At 42.1% G+C, this 23340-nt stretch carries 19 protein-coding genes; 13 read left to right on the forward strand and 6 right to left on the reverse strand.

Annotated features, from left to right (window positions below; translation table 11 throughout):
* From BW976_RS16550 to BW976_RS16565, 4 genes are all read left to right on the forward strand, one after another.
* Complete coding sequence (locus BW976_RS16550) at nucleotides 1-1458, forward strand: DUF1501 domain-containing protein (protein ID WP_076374427.1); 1458 nt, start codon at nucleotides 1-3, stop codon at nucleotides 1456-1458.
* Nucleotides 1459-1473: 15 nt separating this feature from the next.
* Nucleotides 1474-2499: an NHL repeat-containing protein gene (locus BW976_RS16555; protein ID WP_076374428.1), complete on the forward strand. Its 1026-nt coding sequence runs from the start codon at nucleotides 1474-1476 to the stop codon at nucleotides 2497-2499.
* A 35-nt stretch (nucleotides 2500-2534) separates the two neighbouring features.
* Nucleotides 2535-4691 carry a DUF2231 domain-containing protein gene (locus tag BW976_RS16560; protein WP_076374429.1) on the forward strand — a complete coding sequence of 719 codons (2157 nt, stop codon included), beginning with the start codon at nucleotides 2535-2537 and terminating at the stop codon, nucleotides 4689-4691.
* A gap of 90 nt (nucleotides 4692-4781) precedes the next feature.
* Nucleotides 4782-5924 (forward strand): C1 family peptidase, encoded by a 1143-nt coding sequence (locus BW976_RS16565; RefSeq protein WP_076374430.1) that lies wholly within the window; start codon nucleotides 4782-4784, stop codon nucleotides 5922-5924.
* A gap of 124 nt (nucleotides 5925-6048) precedes the next feature.
* On the opposite strand, the gene BW976_RS16570 is transcribed toward BW976_RS16565, so the two are convergent.
* The gene (locus BW976_RS16570) at nucleotides 6049-8040 is read right to left on the reverse strand and encodes an HRDC domain-containing protein (RefSeq protein ID WP_076374431.1); all 1992 of its coding nucleotides are present in this window, start codon (nucleotides 8038-8040) and stop codon (nucleotides 6049-6051) included.
* 184 nt (nucleotides 8041-8224) lie between these two features.
* On the opposite strand from BW976_RS16570, the gene BW976_RS16575 reads away from it, so the two are divergent.
* On the forward strand, nucleotides 8225-8497 hold the full coding sequence (locus tag BW976_RS16575) for a hypothetical protein (RefSeq protein ID WP_076374432.1): 273 nt from the start codon (nucleotides 8225-8227) through the stop codon (nucleotides 8495-8497).
* Nucleotides 8494-8991, forward strand: coding sequence for a helix-hairpin-helix domain-containing protein (locus BW976_RS16580; RefSeq protein ID WP_076374433.1), 498 nt, complete (start codon nucleotides 8494-8496; stop codon nucleotides 8989-8991). The genes BW976_RS16575 and BW976_RS16580 overlap by 4 nt, the downstream gene beginning before the upstream one ends.
* 111 nt (nucleotides 8992-9102) lie before the next feature.
* Here the strand turns inward: BW976_RS16580 and BW976_RS16585 are convergent, their stop codons facing one another.
* From BW976_RS16585 to BW976_RS16595, 3 genes are all read right to left on the reverse strand, one after another.
* Nucleotides 9103-9738, reverse strand: a complete 636-nt coding sequence (locus tag BW976_RS16585) for an NAD(P)-dependent oxidoreductase (RefSeq protein WP_076374434.1) — start codon at nucleotides 9736-9738, stop codon at nucleotides 9103-9105.
* Nucleotides 9735-10553 carry an inositol monophosphatase family protein gene (locus BW976_RS16590; RefSeq protein ID WP_076374435.1) on the reverse strand — a complete coding sequence of 273 codons (819 nt, stop codon included), beginning with the start codon at nucleotides 10551-10553 and terminating at the stop codon, nucleotides 9735-9737. Before BW976_RS16590 ends, BW976_RS16585 begins: the two co-directional genes overlap by 4 nt.
* A gap of 118 nt (nucleotides 10554-10671) precedes the next feature.
* Nucleotides 10672-11820 (reverse strand): FAD-dependent monooxygenase, encoded by a 1149-nt coding sequence (locus tag BW976_RS16595; protein WP_217696265.1) that lies wholly within the window; start codon nucleotides 11818-11820, stop codon nucleotides 10672-10674.
* Between the two features lie 110 nt (nucleotides 11821-11930).
* On the opposite strand from BW976_RS16595, the gene BW976_RS16600 reads away from it, so the two are divergent.
* The gene (locus BW976_RS16600; RefSeq protein ID WP_076374436.1) at nucleotides 11931-12800 is read left to right on the forward strand and encodes a helix-turn-helix domain-containing protein; all 870 of its coding nucleotides are present in this window, start codon (nucleotides 11931-11933) and stop codon (nucleotides 12798-12800) included.
* Between the two features lie 263 nt (nucleotides 12801-13063).
* Here BW976_RS16600 and BW976_RS16605 read toward each other — a convergent pair whose 3' ends face one another.
* Nucleotides 13064-13666: an FMN-dependent NADH-azoreductase gene (locus tag BW976_RS16605; RefSeq protein ID WP_076374437.1), complete on the reverse strand. Its 603-nt coding sequence runs from the start codon at nucleotides 13664-13666 to the stop codon at nucleotides 13064-13066.
* 112 nt (nucleotides 13667-13778) lie between these two features.
* Here BW976_RS16605 and BW976_RS16610 point away from each other — a divergent pair, with 112 nt between their 5' ends.
* The gene (locus BW976_RS16610; RefSeq protein WP_076374438.1) at nucleotides 13779-14156 is read left to right on the forward strand and encodes a winged helix-turn-helix transcriptional regulator; all 378 of its coding nucleotides are present in this window, start codon (nucleotides 13779-13781) and stop codon (nucleotides 14154-14156) included.
* A 93-nt stretch (nucleotides 14157-14249) separates the two neighbouring features.
* Here the strand turns inward: BW976_RS16610 and pepE are convergent, their stop codons facing one another.
* Nucleotides 14250-14957 carry a dipeptidase PepE gene (gene pepE / locus BW976_RS16615; RefSeq protein ID WP_076374439.1) on the reverse strand — a complete coding sequence of 236 codons (708 nt, stop codon included), beginning with the start codon at nucleotides 14955-14957 and terminating at the stop codon, nucleotides 14250-14252.
* Nucleotides 14958-15171: 214 nt separating this feature from the next.
* On the opposite strand from pepE, the gene BW976_RS16620 reads away from it, so the two are divergent.
* The 5 genes from BW976_RS16620 to BW976_RS16640 all read left to right on the forward strand — a co-directional run bounded on the left by BW976_RS16620 (nucleotide 15172) and on the right by BW976_RS16640 (nucleotide 23325).
* The gene (locus BW976_RS16620; protein ID WP_076374440.1) at nucleotides 15172-15579 is read left to right on the forward strand and encodes a GNAT family N-acetyltransferase; all 408 of its coding nucleotides are present in this window, start codon (nucleotides 15172-15174) and stop codon (nucleotides 15577-15579) included.
* A 385-nt stretch (nucleotides 15580-15964) separates the two neighbouring features.
* Nucleotides 15965-16912 (forward strand): family 43 glycosylhydrolase, encoded by a 948-nt coding sequence (locus tag BW976_RS16625; protein ID WP_084192237.1) that lies wholly within the window; start codon nucleotides 15965-15967, stop codon nucleotides 16910-16912.
* 413 nt (nucleotides 16913-17325) lie between these two features.
* Nucleotides 17326-20352 carry a SusC/RagA family TonB-linked outer membrane protein gene (locus BW976_RS16630; protein WP_076374441.1) on the forward strand — a complete coding sequence of 1009 codons (3027 nt, stop codon included), beginning with the start codon at nucleotides 17326-17328 and terminating at the stop codon, nucleotides 20350-20352.
* A 38-nt stretch (nucleotides 20353-20390) separates the two neighbouring features.
* Nucleotides 20391-21935 carry a RagB/SusD family nutrient uptake outer membrane protein gene (locus BW976_RS16635; protein ID WP_076374443.1) on the forward strand — a complete coding sequence of 515 codons (1545 nt, stop codon included), beginning with the start codon at nucleotides 20391-20393 and terminating at the stop codon, nucleotides 21933-21935.
* Nucleotides 21936-22041: 106 nt separating this feature from the next.
* Nucleotides 22042-23325, forward strand: a complete 1284-nt coding sequence (locus tag BW976_RS16640) for a glycoside hydrolase family 99 protein (RefSeq protein ID WP_076374445.1) — start codon at nucleotides 22042-22044, stop codon at nucleotides 23323-23325.
* Nucleotides 23326-23340 lie beyond the last annotated feature (15 nt).

Below are 23340 nucleotides of genomic sequence, written 5' to 3' on the forward strand. Positions count from 1 at the left end.
ATGGAAAAAGATTTTTTAGAAAGCAGACTCAATATTAACAGAAGAAAGTTTTTGTCCAGGCTGAGTTTGGGTATAGGTAGTGTGGCATTGGGCTCTTTGCTCATTCCGGATTTGTTTAGCGGGAACGGAGCCGATAGCGAGGCCGATTTTATTCCGGGCATCCCTAATTTTGCCCCTAAGGCTAAAAGGGTGATCTATCTTTTTCAGGACGGTGCGCCTTCACAACTGGAATCATTTGATTATAAACCTAAATTAAGGGAGATGATGGGGCAGGAGCTGCCCGCATCGGTTCGCGGTAACCAGATATTGACCGGGATGACTGCCAAGCAGGCCTCCTTTCCACTGGTAGGCTCCTTTTATGATTTTAAACAATATGGTGAATCGGGTGCATACGTAAGCGATTTGTTTCCGCATATAGGTAAAATAGCCGACGATATCTGCATCATCCGCTCCATGAACACTGATGCTATTAATCATGATCCGGCGCTTACTTTTTTCCAAACCGGTGCGCAGCAGGGTAACCGGCCAAGCATGGGCTCATGGGTAAGCTATGGCTTGGGCAGCGAAAATAAAAACCTGCCGGCCTTTACCGTATTATTATCAAAGGGTAAAGGGAACGGTCAGGGGGTATACTCCAAGTTATGGAGCAACGGATTTTTAGATTCTATTCACCAGGGTGTACAGTTTAGCAGCGGCGAAAACCCTATACTTTATTTAAATGACCCAGAGGGTTTAAACCGGCATGAGCGCAGGAAAATGCTGGACAACCTGGCGGCCCTTAATGATATCAATTACAAACAGTTTGGTGATCCTGAAATAAATGCCAAAATACAGCAATACGAAATGGCCTACCGCATGCAAACAGCCGTTCCCGAAATTATGGATGTATCCAAAGAATCGGACGATATTGTGAAGATGTACGGGCCCGATTGCCTGGTTCCCGGTACTTATGCGGCAAACTGTCTGCTGGCGCGTAAACTATCAGAAAACGGGGTCCGCTTTGTGCAATTATACCACCAGGGCTGGGATCAGCATTCTAACTTACCGCAGGAAATGGCTGGTCAGGCTAAAGATGTTGACCAGGCTTCGGCGGCATTGGTTACTGACCTGAAACAACGTGGTTTGCTCGACGAAACGCTGGTGATTTGGGGTGGTGAATTTGGCCGCACCAATTACAGCCAGGGTAAACTGGAAAAAGCCAATTATGGCCGCGACCATCATCCCCGTTGTTTCAGTATCTGGATGGCTGGCGGCGGTATCAAACCTGGTTTGGTATATGGTGAGTCGGACGAATTTGGCTATAACATCGTGAAAGATCCCGTGCATGTGCATGATTTCCACGCTACCATGCTTAATCAGTTAGGTATCGACCATAAAAAACTAACCTTTAAAAGTTTGGGCAGACGTTACAGATTAACAGATGTGGCTGGTAATGTGATTAAGGGCATCATCGCGTAAAGAATACCTATTACAATGGAAAGAAGAGATTTTATTAAACATACCACCGCTTTATCAGCCGGGTTTTTTATAGCTAAAGATTTGTTGGCCAGGGATGACCGGCCTGTTTATGGTCATGGTCATATGCGGTACCGCATGGATAAAAACTGGAGCAAAGCCGATGCCCAAAAGAATCCGGTAAATGATTGTCACGAAATGGTGCAGGATGCACAGGGGCGGATATTATTGCTCACCAACGAAACAAAGAATAATGTGCTCATCTATAATAAATCGGGTAAACTATTGGATACCTGGGGGCACGACTTTCCGGGTGCTCACGGTTTGACGATAGTGAATGAGAACGGCAGCGAGTTTTTATTCATTACCGATACAGTAAAACACCAGGTATATAAAACCACATTGGAGGGGCGGATATTAATGACCATCGATGTTCCCTTAGAAACAGGAGTTTACCATAAGGCCGAAGAATTTGTACCTACTGAAACCACGGTTGATACCAATGGCGATTTTTTTATTGCCGATGGTTATGGTGCGCAGTACATTACACACTATGATAAAGACGGTAAGCTGAAAGGTTTTTTTGGAGGCAAAGGAGAGGGGGACGAACATTTGGATAATGCTCATGGTATTGTGATCGACAGACGTCATAAAACGCCAACCTTGTTAATAACCGACCGTACCCGCAACTGCTTTAAACGCTTTAGTTTAGATGGTCAGCTGCAGGAAATCATCAAACTGCCTGGCGCTTGTGTATGCCGCCCGGTTATCAAAGGCGACTATTTGTATGCGGCCGTGTTACGGTCGCCGGACCTTGGGCATGAAAATACCGGATTTGTAACGATATTGAATAAAAACAACAAAGTAGTATCCAATATTGGCGGTACCGAACCGGTTTATCAGAATGGTGTTTTGCAGCCTATGGCGCAGGCCGAAAAGATATTTTTAAATCCGCATGATGTATGTGTGGATAATGATGAGAACCTTTATGTGGCCCAGTGGGCGTCGGGTAAGGTGTATCCTTATAAATTTACAAGAGTTTAAACTAAAGCTTCATAGCTTATATACCGGTTATTTTAATGAGGACCAGCCACAAAGGTTTTGCCGAGGGATTATTATTTACGCTAAATATTTTTATTGTTGTTTTATTATTGGCTGGTGATAGCCTGGTGGTACCCCAATGGCTGCAACCTGTTGGTCGCTTGCACCCGCTTATACTGCATTTTCCGATAGTCATACTCTTGCTGGCCATGGTGATGGAATTTTTCCGTTTCAGACCCGAGTTTGCGAACGAAAAACTATACCAGCGTTTTACTACCTATTTGCTGGTATTGGGAGCGCTTTTGTCTTCGCTTACGGTAATTATGGGTTTATTCCTTTCCCGCGAACCCGGATATGAGGGAGGCACTTTACAATGGCATAAATGGTTTGGTGTAAGTGTAGCATTTGTGGGTTATGGTATTTATTTGTGGCGCAATACCGCGGGCTATACAGCAACCATAGCCAAAACAGGAGCCATCGTCACCATATTCTGCCTTACACTTGCCGGGCATTTTGGGGCCGATCTTACGCATGGCGAGGATTTTATACTGGCACCTATCCTCCAAAAAGAGAACCGCAAGGTACCTATAGAGCAGGCGCTGGTTTACCAGGATGTAATAGCCCCCATTTTTGAAACTAAATGCCAGAGTTGCCATAATGCTGATAAAATGAAAGGTGGTCTGATGCTGACTGATACGACCGCCATACGGAAAGGCGGAAAAACAGGTAAGCTGTTTATTCCCGGGCAACCCGGCATCAGTTTATTGTTACAGCGCATACACCTGCCAGAGGAGGATAAAAAACATATGCCACCGGTAGGCAAATCGCAGTTAACTGATCAGGATAAAATGCTGCTGTACCTTTGGATAAAGAATAATCCTGATTTCAAGAAAAAAGTGATTGACCTGCCGGCAACAGATTCCCTAAGAACATTGGCGTCAACCAGGCTGAAACCAGCAGAAAGCACCGAGGAGGTTTATGATTTTTCGGCCGCTGATGATCAAGATATCAAAAAGCTCAACAATAATTACCGGGTGATATATGCCCTGGCTAACGCTTCACCGGCACTGGCTGTTAATATTTATAACAAAAGCACTTATTCGGTAAAAGTTTTGGAAGAGCTTGATCCCATCAAAAAACAGATTGTTATACTTGATTTGAATAAAATGCCTGTAAAAGATGCAGATCTGAAAACGATTGCCCGTTTTGAAAACCTGCGCCAGCTTAATCTTAACTTTTCTGATGTTAATGGTAGTGGCTTAAAGGATCTGGCATCGCTCAAACATCTCAAAACATTATCCTTAGCCGGAACCAAACTTAACCCCAACGTACTTGGGCAAATTATAGCCATTAAAAGCCTGGCAGAACTGGCCATTTGGGATACTGGGTTGAAACCCGCTGATATACAACAACTACAAGCAGCCAATAAAAAGATCAGGTTGTTAAGCGGATTTAAAGATGATGGCAAACCCTTAAAGCTCACCAATCCGCTGCTTAAAAACACAAGCCAGGTATTCCAGCAATCCTTTCAGTTGCAATTGAGCAATCCCATCAAAGGGGTTGATATACGGTATACTACAGATGGAAGTGCTCCGGATAGTGTCAAATCAGCCGCTTACAAACCAGGTATCATATTTACGCAGAACACTGTTTTGCGTGCCCGTGCATTTAAAGCAGGCTGGCTGGGGAGCGATACGGTGCAATTTAATTTTTACAAGAATACTTACATACCAGATAGCATTAGCTTTTTAGCAGCCGCGGATGGAAAATACTATGCCGATGGAGCCAAGACCCTCATTAATAAAGAACTGGGCGGTACCAACTTTGGTAATATGAAATGGTTGGGCTCGCAAAAAGAGATGGCTATATTGATGCTCTTCAAAAAGCCAGTGGAATTACATTCGCTCACGCTGAATACTATGCGCAATATAGGCAGCCAGATATTTTTGCCGGCCGAAATTGAAGTTTGGGGAGGGGCGGATGAGCATCATTTAAAGCTATTAGCCAACCAGAAAACAGCTGCTCCGCGAAAAGAAGACCCCTTCGCTATCATTAGTGAGGAATGTAAATTAAAAACAGCCGGGAACGTATCCTGCATTAAACTGGTTATTAAACCGCTACAGAAGGTGCCAGACTGGCATCCGGCAAAGGGAAAACCTGGTTGGGTATTCACAGACGAGGTGTTTTTAAATTAAAGCAAAATTACCAAAAAGCACAGGTTAAGTTATTTTTAGTTTCTTTATAACTGAATTGTTTAATACATTTATTCTTTTACTAAAAAGAGCATGAAACAAATAGCTTCAATTCTGGTACTTTCTGCTGTGTCCTTGGGGGCATTTTCGCAAGAACCCAATACTAAACTTAATCTGGCTACTCCAAAACCAGAATTTACAATTATTAAAAACAACCAGGCAACTCCGGTTAAAAATCAGGGCAATTCCGGTACTTGCTGGTGTTTTGCCACCACATCGCTTGTTGAAAGTGAAATGCTTTCTAAAAAAGACAAAGACCCAGACTTATCTGAAGTTTACACCGTATATAATTTATACATAGATAAAGCCGAAAAATACATCCGTAGGCGTGGTAATACCCGGTTTACCGAAGGTGGCATACAACAGGATGTGATGTTTGCTGCCGATAACTTTGGTTCTGTGCCACAAGAAATTTATCCAGGTGTTGGCCGCGATACGGTATTGAATCACGACGGGCAAATGGAAACTAAATTGAAAGCCTATCTGGATGATTTATTAAAAAATAACCCTGATACCATTCCTGCATCCTGGAAAGTTAACTATAAATCAATTTTGAACAGCTACCTTGGGGAACCACCGGCAACTTTTACCTACAATGGAAAAACTTATACTCCAAAAACTTACGCGGAGCAATTTGTACCGCTTAAACTTTCTGGCTACATTGGTTTAACGTCTTTCCAGCATCATCCTTATAATACTACTTTTGCTATTGAGGTTCCTGATAATTATAACAGTAACATGTTTTATAATTTACCGCTTGATGAGTTTATAAAAAGCGTTAAAGCGGCTGTGCTGCAAGGCTACACAGTTGCTTGGGATGCAGATGTGAGTAACAAAGGCTTCCAGATGAAAAAAGGGTTTGCTAAATGGGTTGATAAGGATGACGAGTCAAAAGATTTTGCAACTTTTACAGAGAAAACTCCAACAGCTGAAATTCGTCAGGATTTGTTTGACAGACAGGTTACCCAGGATGATCACCTGATGCAAATAACCGCTCTTGCCAAAGACAGCAAAGGCAACGAATACTTTTTAGTTAAAAATTCATGGGGTAAAGGAGCAGGCCCTTTTGGCGGATATATATATGTGAGTGTTCCTTACTTTGCAATAAATACCATATCGGTAGTTGTAAATAAAAAAGCTATACCTGCTACTTTGGTAGCGAAGGTTGGCGGATAATAACTTATTACTGAAAATAATTGTAAAGAGGTTGTCTCGAAAGTTCGGGGACAGCCTCTTTTTTTGTTTTGTTATAGGTAAAAGGGTATATCCAAGTATTTCTTTTGGGGAAGTAACCGGGGGCTTAAAACAAACTCACCTGTTCTGTTCCGGGGCTTTGTAATTCATTTTGGTAGGCACGGATCAGACTGATCAGGTCCGGTCCATATTGTGTTGCCTTTTGTACACCGATTCCTTTGATGGTGCTCAGCGCTTTAAGTGTATCCGGTAGTTTTTCTGCAATTGCGGCTGCGGCCTTCTCTGAAAGTACCATATTGGGCATAACATTTTCTTTAACCGCTGCTTTTTCGCGCCACTCCAATATCTGTTCGTACAGTTTTTCATTGGGTGGGGCGTTCAGTGCCTTCAAGTAGGAGCGGTCATGAGTTTTAGCTTTGTCTTTGGTTTTTTCCAGATAAGAGGCTGTTGTAAAAGGAACTTGCGCAAAATATTCCATCAGCCGGATACGGTTCATTAACCAAACAATAAGCTGATCCGCCTTTTTAGCTAATTCTTTCGATAGCCCGATCAGGCCTGGTAATTGTTGATGCAAGCTTTCGGTAGCGGCAGTTAGTTTATCGAGAAAATAAACAGCGGCCTGTATGCTCCGTTCTACCTTGAGCTGTTTGGTGAACTTAGCAGCAACACTGATAATGTCTTTCTCCAGATCGGGAAGCACCATTTCAAAACCTTTGAGCCTGGTTTGCAACACACCGAAATTAAATAATTCGCCGAGCAAATATGTTTCATATAACAGCTGGTCGCGTTGAAGTGTGTGTGCATCAGGTGTAACCAAAGCAGCCTGCTCGTTAAAGCGAATAACTGCCGGGTCGCCAATAATATTATGGGCACTGATAGGATTACGTAAAACCATACCCGATAAAGTACGGCAACGGCTCAGCGCCACATAGGCTTGCCCGGATGCAAAGGCTTCACTTACATCAATAATAGCTTTGTCGAAGGTTAATCCCTGGCTTTTATGGATAGTGATAGCCCAGGCCAGTTTTAGGGGGATCTGCGCAAAACTGCCGGCATTACTTTCATTGATAGCCTCACCATCCAGTTGGTACTTCACATTTGTCCATTCTGTGGTTTCTACCAAAAGCTCTTTATTTTCCAGGCCACATTGAACAAACACGGTATTACCCTCGATGCGGCTAACTGTACCAATCTTGCCATTATAATACAGTTTTTCTGCCGAGCCGTCATTCTTTACAAACATCACCTGCGCGCCGATCTTGAGTTTGAGCCTGGTTTCGGTAGGATAAGCATCTTTAGGAAAATCACCACGTATGGTGGCTGCAAATTCAAATTCCTGTCCCTGCAAAGCTTCCAGAAATTCGGTATTTACCTGTTGGGCAATACTGTTGTGCGTGGTCAGTGTAATGTACGGGTCATTGGCAGCTGGCCTAAAGTCAGGTACGTATCGTGCATTCAATAAAGTTAAACTTTCCTTACTGATCTGTTGGTTTCGGACTTCATTCAGGATATCAACAAAGGATTGTTCCTTTTGACGGTAGATGTGGTTTAGTTCGATGCGGACATAAGATGCCTTTTGCATGGCCAGTGCACTAAAAAAATAAGGCGTTGCATAATAACGGCTTAACAATGTCCATTCTTCATCCCGGATGATGGGGCTCAGTTGTGAAAGATCCCCGATCAATAATAGCTGTACACCACCGAAAGGATGGGGCGATTCTTTAATATTTCGTAATATCAGGTCAATCTGATCCAGTACGTCCGGCCGTACCATACTGATCTCGTCAATGATCAGCAGTTCCAGGTTATTCAGCAGTTCCTTCTTTTCCTGGCTATAATGAGTATCTGGCCGATCATTTCCGCCGGGTAAAAGCGGTCCGAATGGCAATTGAAATAAGGAATGGATTGTCATCCCACCCGCATTAATCGCCGCTACACCCGTAGGCGCCGCCACAGCCAGCTTCTTTTTGGAGGTATGCTTTAGGTTTTGCAGGAAAGTAGTTTTACCAGTGCCCGCCTTACCTGTAAGAAAAATAACCGTATTGGTTGATTCCAGGTAATCGACGGCCAGTTGCATCGCGGGATTAAGTTCATTCATTTACAATAATAACATTATCAATAGAATTCATGCTACATGAAATCGCTTTCTGTTAGAAAGATTTTTGCATAAGAGGCTAATGATATCTGCTTTAGTTTCTGGCATATTAAATAATGGATCGTAAAGTTAATACTAAAAATATTAGTATTTTATATATCTTTGAAAAAAGTTATAATCCTTAAAAATGATCACACATAGCTATCTGACCAGGGAGGCTAAAGCTTTTGTAAAGCGCATCAATGGCCCCGACGAAATCGTAAGGGTAGTACCCGGCTATCCGCCTGGTAAAGTAGCCCAATGTTATCAGTTGTATACCGCTTTTGAAGAAAAGCCTGATAGCCTGGGCTGCATATTATTTGATGAACAGGGATATTGGATCTATGATGGCGACCTGTTATCTATCGAAGAACAAGAACAGCTGGCTAATTTTATCATCAATTATGTAGAAAGGCTATGAAAAAGACGATTAACTATCGATTGACCCCGGCAGAAAAGCAAATGCTTAAAACTAAAAAGGTAAGCCAAAAGCTATTACAGGACTATGCGCCTGACGAGATCGCTACCCTGTTGGAGGCCTCATCTCAACGCGCCCGGGAATTAAACGCGCTTGCGGAATTTCAAAGCATACCATCGCTTGGTATTAACTTTGCAGAAGAGCTCATTAGCCAGGGATATTATACGCTGGCAGAACTCAAAGGAAGAGCTGCCGTGGAACTTTTTGATGCTTTTGAACAGTATTGCGGTGCCTGGGCTGATCCTTGCGTGGAGGACTCATACCGTTTGCTGGTACATTATATTGAAAACCGCGACGACAGCAAACACTGGTGGCATTTTACTGCTGAACGCAAAGCCTATCGTGAAAAATACGGGTTCCCCGCAAATCGGCCACAGAAACCCTGGTATCAAAGTGGAAAATACCCTAAAATGAATAACCATCAAACTGATCAATAGCTATAATAATATATGGAAAATTAGGCGGCGGCTAATCAATTTATTGAGTTCCTAAAAATAGGAAGTATCCGGTTGAGAATACTTCCTTTGGTGATCTTTCGACACCAACTATTATATAGATTGAGTAATCGCAGGCGTTTTTAGTAAGAACTTTTTCTCGCCAGCTTCTTTAATCATAAAATCAGCTAAATCATCTTTCGTAATCTTTCCAATCTTCATCTTTTTAAATAGGCTGGGGAATATCTGATATTTTCCTGTCGGCGATGCATCAGACAAAATTCCTGGTCTGACCATTTCCCATTTTAATTTACTTCTAGCAAATAAACTTTCCATTACTGCCTTGTCATCATACTGGTCTTTTAATAAGAGGTTAATAATTAACTTCATAAAAAAGCCTAAATAAGGCCTACTGTTACCCACACCGAAACCAGATATAACTAATATCACAGCGTCCGGACAAATCTCTTCCATAGCAGGGATAACAACGTTTGCCATTTCCGAAAATAGGGTAGTCCCTTTTTTTTTCTTAGTATTAATACATACTAAAATAGCATCTGCATTTTTAATAGCCTCTTTTAAGTCGGCCAGCGAGGTGGCGGAGCCATTTATTTTTGTGAGCATTGGCTCATCTTGAAGGAGTTGTTGCGCTCTGGGAGATAATGCGGTAACCTTATGGCCTTTTGCCAAAGCTTTTTTAACGCAGCTTAATCCGACACCGGAAGTTGCTCCTATAATAGTGATATTCATGATTTTAAATTATTGAATTCGTTAATGGTCATTAAAAATTGCTGACCAACACCTTTAGGTGCAACCATTAAATTCGTGCTCCCATATTGCCACGGTTTACCATCGGTAGTTAATATTTCGGCGCCAGCTTCTTTGGCTATAAATAAACCCGCAAGCCAGTTTGTGGTATCTAAATCCTCCTGGAGAAATAAATCAATCCGGCCTGTGCCAACATAGGCCAGTTGTAAGGCATGCGGACCATAATTTCGAACACAAAGGAATTGCTCCAATAAATTGGTGACACTTTTTCCCATTTTATGATAGATGTGATATTCATCTTTCTTATGGTGTGTATATTCCCAAACGGCAAGCATTTCATTAAGATTTTTCTTTTTGTTGGGCACAATACGTTCGCCGTTCATAAACGCCCCCTCTCCAGATTTTGCCCAAAATGTTTCTTTTAATATCGGATCGTAAATGACGGAAAAATCAACTTCTCCATTTTTGATCAAAGTAAGATTGACTGTCCAACCTGATAGATGCTGAACATATTGAACAGCACCATCTATCACATCACATACCCAGTATTGGGGAATAGCTAAGGGCTTTAATTGCTGTGCGGTTTCTGTTTCTTCTTCCGGCCATTCAATTTGCGGATATGCTAATTCAAGCTTCAACTTAAGTTCTTGTTGAAAGCGAGTATCCATATCTCGGCTAAGCTCGCGTAAATCGGCCATGTTTATCGGTAATGGTTTGGTTTTGAAATCTATTAGAAAGTTATCACCCAACCCTCTGACTAAGTCCAGAATGAGGTTGACATCAATGTTTTTTCGCATCGTTTTAATGTTTAATATCCTGGAAAACTCTGGCGTTGCCTTCTTTAATTACTTTTTTGTTAAAGCAGCGTATAATCGCTTTGCTGTTTTTCAATAGTGTTTCCATTTGTTTTAATTTTTATGATCTTGATTCCTTATAACCATCATTAAGCATCCAGTGACTGAACGTTGCATATTCGCGGGCATAATCTTTGGCATCCCGGGCTATCTCTACGTTCCACGATAATTGCCTTACCTTGTTATAATGAGGTATGCGGTTGGCTTCGTACACTTTTAATGCAGTGGTTAAAGAAGAGTTTGCTTTTAATGCCTTAGTGAGGACAATTACGTCTTCTATACCCAGGGTCCCACCAGCTGATATATGCGGTGATAGACCGTGGGCCGCATCACCAATCAGGGCTACACGCTGTGACACCCAGGAAGGCAGTGGCGGAACAAACATGATCTGGTTGTGCAGGATCATTTCTTCAGGCGTGCGCCCGATCAATTTTATTAAAGCATCGCCCCAGCCATTATCATTCATCAGGGCTGCACGTTTTAAGGCTTCTTCTTTTTTTGATCCGGTGGGCTCTACACTATCAAATTGATTGATCATCCAGGTAGTTTCATTACCATATGTTTGAAAATAACCGCCCCGGGTTCGTTCATGTCCAACAGTAAGTACACTCCCAACTGCGGGCTCATCACCAGATGGAAGCAAAGCCCTCCATACATGATGCCCTTTATGCTCCTGGGCAGTATAGTTGGGTAACAATTGATTCCGCACTTTGGAATACACGCCGTCTGCACCGATAAGCAGGTCAGCTAAGATATGTTCGCCATTCTCCAATAATACTTTAACCTCATCAGCGCTTTCTTCAAAACCGACAACACGTGCTTTAAGATTAATATTATCCTGACCCATTGCCGCTGCCAGTATATTATTGAGTTGAGGCCGCGGATATAATACAAAGGAGTGATCTTCCGCGCCAAATCCTTCGGCCTTGAACCGGTGACCGGCAGCGTTATAAAACCAAGCCTCTATTGGTGTACCCACATTGCGCATTTGTTGGCCCATTCCCAGGTCTTCAAGTACATCCAGCGCATTTTTCCACAAACCTATAGATGCCCCAGCCGCCCTGATCTCTGCGGCCTGTTCGCAAACTATAACATCAGCCCCCATACGTTTAAGCGCTATACCGACAGTTAAACCTACCAGACCTCCACCAGCAACCACAACCCGTAATTTCTTTATCATAGTTTCAGTTAATTCATTTGAATTTTCCATCGCTTTTATTTTTTTTATTAATTTTATACAAAGAAAAGTGGATTTGTATACCATATATAGATTAAATCGCTGGTATTGTACCTCAAATCACAGAATTAATTGATAACACTATGGCTAATAAAATCAATAGGCAAATTCCCGAGTTCGGCATATCTGGGAGCAATATAAAAGGCATCGCCCTGAAAAATCTTGACCTTAACCAAAAGGCCCCTGGGGAACACCACACCGGATTTGCACATCGAGATGATCACTATATGCTGGTAGCGCTTTGGGAAGGTAAATTAAAAGCCATTATTGATTTTGAAGATCACGAATTCAGCGCACCCTGTTTGCTAATGATCTTTCCAGAACAAGTACATCAATTAATGCCGCAAACTCATTTATCTGGCTGGACGATCAGTTTTGACACAGCGTTGATCAGTGAAGAAACCAGGAGCATATTAGAAAAGGATTGGCAAAATCAAACCCCTTCTTTCAGCAACGTTCCTGTTGTCTGGTTAGAGCAAATAAACAGCTTGTTTGTTGCGATTAGTCAGCTGTACAACAAACCATTGATTACATCCCAAAATGCCATAACGGCTTTACTCATAGGGCTACTGTATATTATTATCGGTAATATAGCAGGAGTAGAAGTTAAAACTAAAAATAAGAAAAGTAGGCCTACGCTGATTAAGCAGCAATTTTTACACCTGCTTTATAAACATTTTAAAGACTGGAAGAAACCCTCTGTGTATGCTGAAAAGTTAAATATTACCACAGCGCATCTGAACGATACCGTTAAACGGATCACAGGCAGGTCAGCTACTGAAGCTATACAGGAACATTGCATTCTGGAAGCGCGGCGATTACTGCGTTATACCGATTTGGGCGTAAAAGAAGTGGGTTACCAGGTAGGATATTTAAATCCTAGTCACTTCATCAAAATTTTCAAAGCGGTAACCAGCCTGACACCGGCTCAATACAGGCAGGGTCTGATTTAACTTTTTTAGCAGAAAATCCCGATTATCTTAGGGCAAAAAGACCACAAACCAGGTGTTAAATCTGATTTGTGGTCTTTTGTGACGGTGTCCGACTGCAGTTCTCGAACACCTTTGTAAGTGATTTGAAGAAATTGGCTTCTATTGATCTTTAATTACAATTGAAATAATATAGGCATCCTTAGTCTCTAAATAGGGTGTATGTCAATGAAATTTTTAAGTTTGCTTAATGTTTCCAAAATATTGAACAAATCTTAGGATAGATTTTAATCGATTTTTATACTGTCTATCGCTCTTTCCATTGCGTATTCCTTAACGCCAGGTACTTTTAGCCCTTCTGCACGTAATACGGTTAGGTCGGTCATACCTAAAAAGCCAAGGAATGCCTTCAAATAAGGCGCAACAAAATCATTGGCTTTGCCTGGCCCTTCTGAATAAATACCTCCGGAAGACATGGCAACATAAACCTTTTTTCCCGTGATCTTGCCAATGGGGCCACTTTCACCGTAACCAAAAGTGATCCCGGCCCGGGTAATATGATCGATCCATGCCTTTAATGCCGAATGGATGGTAAAGTTGATCAATGGCGCACCAATGACAATGATGTTTGCACCGAATAGCTGTTTAACCAACTTGTCAGAAAGGCGAACGGATTCTTTATCTGCTTCGCTTAGCTGATCTTTAGGCGTAAACATAGCGCGCAGGACGGCAGGATTTAAATGCGGAATTTCGATATCGACCAGGTTCAATTCTTCTACGGTACTGTTCGGATATTTGTCTTGAATCTTTTCAACAATAGCGTTACCCAGCTTAATACTGTGCGATGCCGAACCCTGTATACTTGATTTTAAATGAAGGATGTGTGTCATAGTATTTACTTGATTATTTTTCAAAGGCAAAACTATGGTTACCAACCGGTGAAAAGTGAGTACTTACCCAAAGGTAACCGCTTACATTGGGGTAAGTGATTACCTTTGCGTTATGAAAGTGATTAAAGATGAGAACCTTCCAGACAAAGAGGCTTGTGCCGGCTCGCTCAAAAACGTCATTGATGCGCTGTATGTACTTAATGGAAAATGGAAACTAGCTTTGATTCTTTCCCTGGTGCAATCCTCCAAACGTTTTAACGAGATCCAGCAGGAGCTCACTGGTATATCTGCCAAAGTATTAGCTAAAGAGTTAAAAGATCTGGAGTTAAATGACTTTATCAAACGTAATGTATACCCAACTACACCGGTAAGCATTATTTATGAAGCAACCGGATATAGCCGAACTTTAAAAAACGTATTAGGCGAACTAAGTGCCTGGGGTGAACAGCACCGGGAAAAAGTTAAACAAAGCATGCGGAAGCAGTCCTGAGTATTAAAATAAACACGATAGCTATTATAGATCGTCAATTATAAAAGGTCTGGTACTGTCCTCCTGACTGTAATTTTCACAAGTTGGATATTATTAGTCATTAAAATATAACATTGTACCAGGGCTTATTTCATAAGGAGGCTTACCTTGTTCAAATACCCGGGAATCAAACAGGCCTTCTGTTGTTATAATATCGCCTTTTACCCTGATCCAACTGCCTTCGCGCAGACCGACCACCGGGATTGTGTTTTGCGTATGGAATTCTTTAATGCGGGTTTCACGGGTTTCGCCATTATGCTTCAATTGAGGAGATGGATCAAGATAATGAGCGTTAATGTTAAATGGTACCAGGCCCATCGTGCCAAAATCAGGTGGATATACAATAGGCATATCGTTAGTGGTTTGCATGTTGATGCCTCCAATATTACTCCCTGCACTGGTGCCCAGATACGGAGTCCCTTTTTCTACTACTTCTTTCAACAGATTCATCAGCTCCTGGTCATGCAATTGTTTAACGAGCAGAAAGGTATTACCACCACCTGTGAAAACTCCCCGGGCATGCTGAAGGGCGTTTAAGGGGTTGTTGAAGGTATGCAACCCTTTTACAGTGATGCCCAAAGCGGCAAAGGTCTCTGCTGCTTTCCGCGTATAATCATCATGTGAGATACCGCCGGGGCGGGCATAAGGAATAAACACGATCTCGTTTAATCCAGCAAACAGGTCAGAAATAAATGGTTTCAGGTAGGTCAGGTATTCTTCCCCAAACAAAGCCGAGGTACTGGCAAGTATTACATTTTTCATAGTGCTAAAATAATGTTTTATGGGATTTAATAGTTTTTTCGTATAGTCAGAATTTAAACCGGACTATCTATTTTATTAAGATTGGATCACACGAGGGGACCGGTAAGCAGGTACCTTTGTTATATCTGCAATAAAAAATAGCAATGTTGAAATGATCGTGATGTACGATTTGGCAAAGAGCAGATAAATAATACAACCCTATAAATCAAAAGATATGATTACCTATCAAGTAGAAAATAATTTAACAGCAGAAGAATTCATACAGATTTTGGTTAGATCAACCTTGGGCGAAAGAAGGCCTGTGGGTGAACCGGAGCGGATTGAAAAAATGCTCCAACACGGAAACTTGATTGTTACAGCCAGGGATGGTGATGCGCTGGTGGGTGTAGCCCGGTCATTAACAGACTTTTTATATTGTACATATTTGTCTGATTTGGCTGTTGATGAAGCCTATCAAAAACAAGGGATTGGCAAAGAACTGATAAGACTCACTAAGAAGGAAACCCCACAGGCCAAGCTGATTTTGCTTGCTGCCCCCAAAGCTATAAACTATTACCCTAGAATAGGGATGAGTCAATGGGAGCACTGTTTTGTACTGGATGACGAAAAGGCGTTGAAATAAGGCTTCGCGATAAGTTATGTTCAAACCAGTATAGACCGCTAACTTTTAAACACACTTTAAAGAATTAGATAAAATAGAAAACGGCCTTTACGGTGTCTTGAAAGCCGTTTGTGACGACCAGACCCGCAGCTCTCGAGCTCTTTTATTGAAGATTTTAGAAGGTTAGCATCAATAAATGTCAATTGTAATGTAGATCATCGTCCGGAATGTAAAAGTTGAGAAGTGTTTTATTTATAATAATCTTTCACATTAAGGGAATATTAACTTTTTTTTAATTGTCAGCATGTTATTTGCTCGTGAATTGGTGGGGCGGCCTGATACAATTAATTGAATCAGAAACAAGCTTGATAAGTTAAACTCTAGTAATATTCTATATAATATGAAAATGAACAAACAGACATTTGCGGGGCTATTCCTGGTTATTCATTTCTTTTTTCCATTAGCAGGTAGGGGACAAAACCCCATTATACGAAACATTTATACAGCCGATCCATCTGCACATGTTTGGAGCGATGGAAGATTGTATGTTTATCCATCTCATGATGTTGACCCTCCGCGGGGATGTGACCTGATGGATAAATACCATGTGTTTTCTACAGATGATATGGTACATTGGAAAGATCACGGCGAGATACTTAACGCAAATGATGTATCCTGGGGCCGGAAAGAAGGTGGTTTTATGTGGGCGCCAGATTGTGCCTATAAAAACGGCAAATATTATTTTTATTTTCCGCATCCTAGTGGAACAGATTGGAATAAAACCTGGAAGGTTGGTATTGCCGTTAGCACCCAACCTGCTAGTGGGTTCGTATCACAAGGATATCTTGATCTGGGTGATGACAGTCGCTCCATGATTGACCCTTGTGTGTTTGTAGATGACGATGGACAAGCTTACTTTTATTATGGGGGCGGGGGTAGATGTGTTGGCACAAAATTAAAAAGTAACATGACGGAAATAGCAGAACCACTTAAAACAATGGAAGGATTAAAGGACTTTCATGAGGCAACCTGGATATTTAAGAGAAACAATGTTTATTATCTGACTTATGCAGATAACAATACTGTAAATGGCAAAGGAGCGAATAGGTTAAATTATGCAACAAGCAAAAGTCCGCTGGGACCCTGGACTTATGGGGGCGTCTATCTGGACCCAACAAGTTGCGATACCAGCCACGGCTCCGTAGTTGAATATAAAGGTCAGTGGTATGCCTTTTATCACAACAGTGTACTTTCCGGCCGGGGGAATCTAAGGTCAGTTTGTGTCGATAAGTTATATTTCAATAAAGACGGATCTATACAAAAAGTAGTTCAAACAGGTATGCTAAGCCAATAGCGACATTATATATACCCATAGATTAGGCTTCTATGTTTTATCTGGTGTCCGGATCAGGTTATTCTGCATTTTCATAATGGTGCCCCTTTTACGTTTTGATAAAAGGGGCATTTTTTTACGAGCATACAAACAACGCCTGTATGTGATCCTCTCAATCCCAAGGGTTATATTCAACCCTGCAAATAATATGATTTATAGGTGTTTCTCCCAAATTTGAGTTAATAATCTCGCGCCTTTTTATAGCAGAGCCTGAATTTATTACTGATGTAAGCATTTGAATTTAAGTGTGTTGTATTTGGTGTTTTTCTGTTATCGCTATATTAATCTGTTATTAAGATTTTATTAATGCCCGAGAGGTTATTTACTCCCAGTTAAATAAACCAATTTTTTATAACCCAAATTTTCAATAGAGCATGAAAAGATTTTTATGTATGCTGTTGGTATGCTGTATTACTTGGAGCAGCTATGCCGCGGCCACACACCTAAAGGATAATAAAGATGCCCTGACCGCCGCGCCTATAAGCGGTATAGTCAAGGATAGCAAAGGCGTGCCGCTGCCCGGCGTATCGGTAAAAATACAGGGAAGCAGCACCGTGGCCTTAACAGATGTAAGTGGTGTATTTAAAATAGATGCACCTGCAGGAGCTACTTTATTGTTTACCTATGTGGGTTTTGAAGACCAAAAAGTTGTTTTGAACGGCCAGGCCACATTAGATATCACCCTAGCCGAAAAAACTATAGGCTTAAATGAGGTGGTTGCCGTAGGTTATGGTATTCAACAAAAAAGAGATGTAACCGGTGCTACCAGCACGGTTACCGCCAAAGAGATAGCCAAACGGCCTTTGATTAGAGTAGAACAGGCTTTACAAGGTACCACCGCCGGTGTAACCGTATCCAGTAACAGTGGCCAGCCTGGTGTTGGTTTAAGTGTAAAAATACGTGGAGCTAACTCCATCACCGGTTCCACAGAACCTTTATATGTTATAGATGGCTATATCGGAGGTAGTATTGAATCGATAAGTCCGAGTGATATTCAGTCACTAGAGATATTAAAAGATGCCTCTGCAACGGCTATCTATGGCTCACGCGGCGCCAATGGGGTGGTACTCATCACTACCAGAAGCGGTAAATCAGGCAAGCCTGTCATCAACATCAATACCTGGTTTAGCAAGGCAAGCGTCCCCAAAGAGCTTAGTCTGATGAATGCTTATGATTTTGCCCGCACCTTAAATGCACAGTATGCCACAACCGGCAATCCACCCGCGTTTTCGGATGCCGATTTGGCCAATTTTAAAAATAATCCAGGAACCGATTGGCAAAAAGCAGTACAGCAAAAACCCTGGATCAGGAGCTATCAGGGTGATATATCGGGCGGTAGTGATAACGTGAATTACCTGGTGTCATTCAATCATCTTGATCAGCCTGGTTTAATCCTCAACCAGTATTACAAAAGAACTACGCTGCGTGCCAACCTGGGCATTAAGCTGAATGACCGGATGGATTTGAAAGTGAACCTGACCGCTTTACTCCCGCAAAGTCGCAATACAGGCTATCAGGGGGATATCACCGATCCGTTTGCACAAGCCAGTCAATGGGACCCGACTTCACCCGTGCGTGATGCCAGCGGTAACTATGTATTAAGATCTCCGTACGCCTCAAATCAGATAAATCCGGTGGCGCAGGCCAATAATCAACAGGTTGATGTAAGCACTACTGATATAACCGGTACTGGTGTATTTACTTATCGTATTACCGATGATCTGACCCTTACATCTAATAACACCTATGAAAATCAGTCGCAATTAACCCAAACATTGTATGGTTTACAAACCAGTTTAGGTTTGGTGGGTGGCGACTACGCAGCTGCAGCTACCGGCAGATACCGTGCTTACCAAACGAGTGATTTCTTAACCTATAAGAAAAAATTGGGTAATCATTCGTTAACAGTCACAGCGTTATATGAGTTCCAAAACCATCAGAATACCAACATTAACGCACAATCAAAAAATCTGTCAACTTACGCTTTGGGCTACTATAACTTAGGCCTGGGTACAACTCAGCTCACTACATCAGGTTATTACCAGGATGCCTTGCAGTCATTCATGGGTAGGGTTAACTATACCTATAAAGATAAATACCTGTTAACAGTCAGTTTACGTTCTGATGGATCATCGCATCTCGTTCAAAAATACAGCACATTCCCTTCCGTGGCTTTAGGCTGGAATGCCGGCCGTGAAAGTTTTATTGAAAAATGGAACGTTTTCTCTGACTTCAAATTACGTGCAAGCTGGGGTAAAACCGGTAACCAGGCCGTAGCTCCTTACGCTACCATACCGCAGTACGTAACTGGCGGTCCGGCTTATTATTTTGATGGCACAACATCATCCATTAGTACCCCATTGGGTACACCTGTGTCAAACACATTGAAGTGGGAAACCACTACCACTACAGATGCCGGTTTAGATATGTCTTTTTTTAAAGGACGTTTAACATTTACGGTTGACGCTTATCATAAAAAGATCAGCAATTTATTATACGCCAGGCAAGTACCTTCCTATGATGGTGGTGGCACCTATCTGGCTAATATCGGTAGCCTGGACAATAAAGGTATTGAGTTTGCTTTGGGCGGAACGCCATTAGCCGGTAAACTACATTGGTCCACCAATTTTAACATATCCTTTAATAAAAACAGGATAACCAGTTTAGGTGGCGACGACAATATTGTCGTAAACAATATTGGCTCGGCACAAAACGGTGTATCTATATTAAAAGTAGGTATGCCATTGGGTGAGTTTTACGGTTATCAATTCTTAGGAACCTGGAAAACTAGCGAAGCCGCTCAGGCAGCACAATTTGGTATGAAACCCGGTGACGCTAAATACACCGATGTGAACGGCGACCATAAATATACCGGTGCTGACTTAATGCCTATTGGTAACGGTACACCTAAATACAGCTTCGGCTTTATTAATGATGTAAGCTATGGTAATTTTACTTTAAGCTTTATGTTCCAGGGAACACATGGCAACCAGATATACAGCGGTACCATCCCTTATACCTTAGGTGGTTTGGGTGACGCCCGCAATGCCACATCAACAACAGCGCTAAATATCTGGACACCGACAAATCAAACCAACAACCCAACATTCAGCAGCACAAGTCAGAACTTTATCAACAGCAGCCGTTTTGTTTATAATGCAAGCTATATTAAACTCAAAAACCTGTCCTTGGGTTATACCATACCTGGCCATGTTTTAAGCCGCGCAGGGTTTAAAAATGTTGAAGTTTATGTGAGCGGACAAAATATCTGGACGATCACTAAATACCCTGGTTATGATCCCGAGGTTTCTAACTCTACCAATGCTATTACGCAAGGTTTGGAAACGGGCGTTATACCTAACCCTAAAACCTACACTCTGGGCTTAAGAGCCACTTTGTAATACATTAATCAATTGCTTTCTATATAAATTATAAAAAGATGAAAACAAGATATTCAATAACGGTAGCATTATTCTTGGCAGCAACCGTATTCAGCTGCAAAAAACAGCTTGTCGAAAATCCAAAAGGTAACCTCACACCGGTTAATTACCTCAAAACCCAGGCCGATCTGGATGCCGCGGTAGCATCTATTTATGCTAAGTACGCTGTTGACGGTGCTTATGCATTTACCAATAAAAGCACTTCATACTTTGGTGCCGACGATTTAACCACTGATCCCGGGCTTAATAAAGGTGATATGCGGGCCTTCGATCAGCTAAACGGAAGTAGTACCAATACCAGTATGCTGGCTCAATGGAACGGCCCCTGGACTGCCATTTACCAGGCCAATAATGTTATTACCAATTACGCACAGGTAAATTCAACCGATGACTTAAAACGCAAGGCAGCAGGGCAGGCTTACTTTTTACGTGCCTGGGGGTATTACAACCTGGTGCGCACCTTTGGAGGCGTTCCGCTGGTTGATAAGTTGATCTCTGTGAACGACAGACCACCACGCGCCAGCGTAAACGATATCTATAATTTGATTGTCAGCGATCTGAAGATTGCTAAAAGCTGGCTGCCGGTTAACTACGGCGATACTAAACAGATAGGCAGGGCCAATCAAATGGCGGCAAGGGCTATGTTGGCCGATGTTTATTTAACCATGGCGGGCTGGCCACTTAAGCAAACGGCTAATTATGCCCTGGCCGCCTCAGAAGCTGATACCGTTATACGCAACGGAAGCTACAATCTAGTGAGCAGTTATGCATCCGTGTTTACAACTAACAATAATTCTGAATCTATATTCGGTTTGCAGTTTAATGTGGGTGGTGGATCACCAAACCGTACTTATGGAGCATCAAGTGTACCACTGGATGAAGTGGCTGCCGATGGGTCAAGCGGTTGGGATGATTATTATCCGGAAATAAACTTCTTCCTGAATGCGCCTAAATGCGACCGTACAGACGCTACTTTTTATACTACACTTAAATTAAGGCAAGGGTCTGGTAGTAACATTACTTTTAAACTGGTTCCCTGGAATTCGTCCGAAACACATGCTGGCCATCCGTATTATAAAAAATTCAGGGCTGCGTTGGGCGATGGAGTTGTTGAAACGGCAACTACGCTGCAATCCATCAACCCAAGTACCAATAAAACAACAGACATTATCAGATACCCTTTGGTATTGCTGGATTATGCAGAAGCGCAGGCTATGTCTTCCGGCGGTCCATCTGCTGCAGCTTACTCGGCCATTAACCAGGTAAGAACAAGAGCTGGTTTGCCCAATTTACAGCCAGGTTTATCTGCTACAGATTTTCAAAAAGCTGTAGTGAACGAACGTGCATATGAATTTGCAGGCGAGTTTGGCATACGCTGGTTTGATATAGTACGATTGCAGCTGCTGCCTGAGGTTATTGCGGCACGCGCCAGCAATGAAAATCCTATCAATTTTACAGGTGATATAACCCAGCGCTATTTAGCTCCAATACCGCAAAATGATATGTACATCAATTCAAGCTGGACCCAAAACCCGGGCTATTGATCAGCGCCTGAATTTTGTAATAACAAAAAAATGCCCGTCTGTGTGAGAAATCACGGATGGGCATTTTGAATACAAACAAATAACCTAAATAAAACCTCATACAATTATGAAAAAGAGACACTTCGCGGTGATATGTTTTTTAATGTTAAGTGTAGTTGCCTATGCACAAAACAAGCACTCGAAAATAACCCATTATCCCACTTACCACGGTTTGGTAATGGCTGGCTATCAGGGCTGGTTCAGGGCCGAGGGCGACGGTACTAGATCTGCCTTTAGTCATTATTTTGCCTCGGAGAGCCATTGTGGAATTGGTGCCTGGCCCGATGTAAGTGAATACACCAATAGCTATAGCACTCCATTTAAACTGGCGGATGGGAGCCACGCCAAGCTATTTAGTTCTCATGATAAAAGTACTATTGACCTTCATTTTAAATGGATGCAGCAGTACGGTGTTGATGGTGTTTTTATGCAGCGTTTTATGGACTATACCAAAAACGTAAGTGGACGCCACGAAACCGGTGTAGTGATTAAGAACGCGCTGGAAGCTGCTTCAAAATATAACAGGGCCATTGCCATCATGTATGATCTTTCGGGCCTTAATGCCACAGGTGAAGATTGTTCGGCTATTATAGCTGATTGGAAATATCTGGTTGATTCATTAAAGGTGACTAATCAGCCTGGCAATAAAACGTATCTTAATAACAACGGTAAACCAATAGTAGCCATTTGGGGCCTGGGCTTTCCGGATAGGCCTTATAACATCCGTAATATTGGTATCATGAAGCTGATAGACTTTTTAAAGAACGATCCTGTTTATGGCGGTTGTGCAGTGATGCTGGGTGTGCCCACTTTTTGGCGCGATCTGAATGCCGATTGTTTGAATGATCCGTTTTTACATGAAGTAATTAAGCAGGCTGATATTGTTTTGCCATGGACGGTACAACGATTTTCGCCTTTGCTGCATAATGATATGGATCGCTATCGCGACTTGATGATCGGTGATATGCAATGGTGTAAAACCAACCACGTAGAATATGTGCCCTGTGTTTATCCTGGTTTTAGCTGGCATAACCTGAGCACTTATGAATTCCCGGACGATGTAAAACCTGTAGCATCTATACCACGGCAGGGCGGAAGTTTTTACTGGCAGCAGATATCAACCGCTTTGCAAGCCGGGGCATCTATGCTTTATGTGGCTATGTTTGATGAGGTAAACGAAGGTACTGCTATTTTTAAAGTGACTGATAAACCACCAGTAAGTAACACCGCCAAATTTATTGATATGGACGGCAAACCCAGTGATCATTATTTGTGGCTAACCGGTGAAGCCGCCAAAATGCTTCGTAACGAAAAACCGCTAAGTTATACTATGCCCGTACGTAGTAATTAATCATTGCCACAAAAG

This window comes from Mucilaginibacter lappiensis, assembly GCF_900155965.1.
Taxonomy (GTDB): domain Bacteria; phylum Bacteroidota; class Bacteroidia; order Sphingobacteriales; family Sphingobacteriaceae; genus Mucilaginibacter; species Mucilaginibacter lappiensis.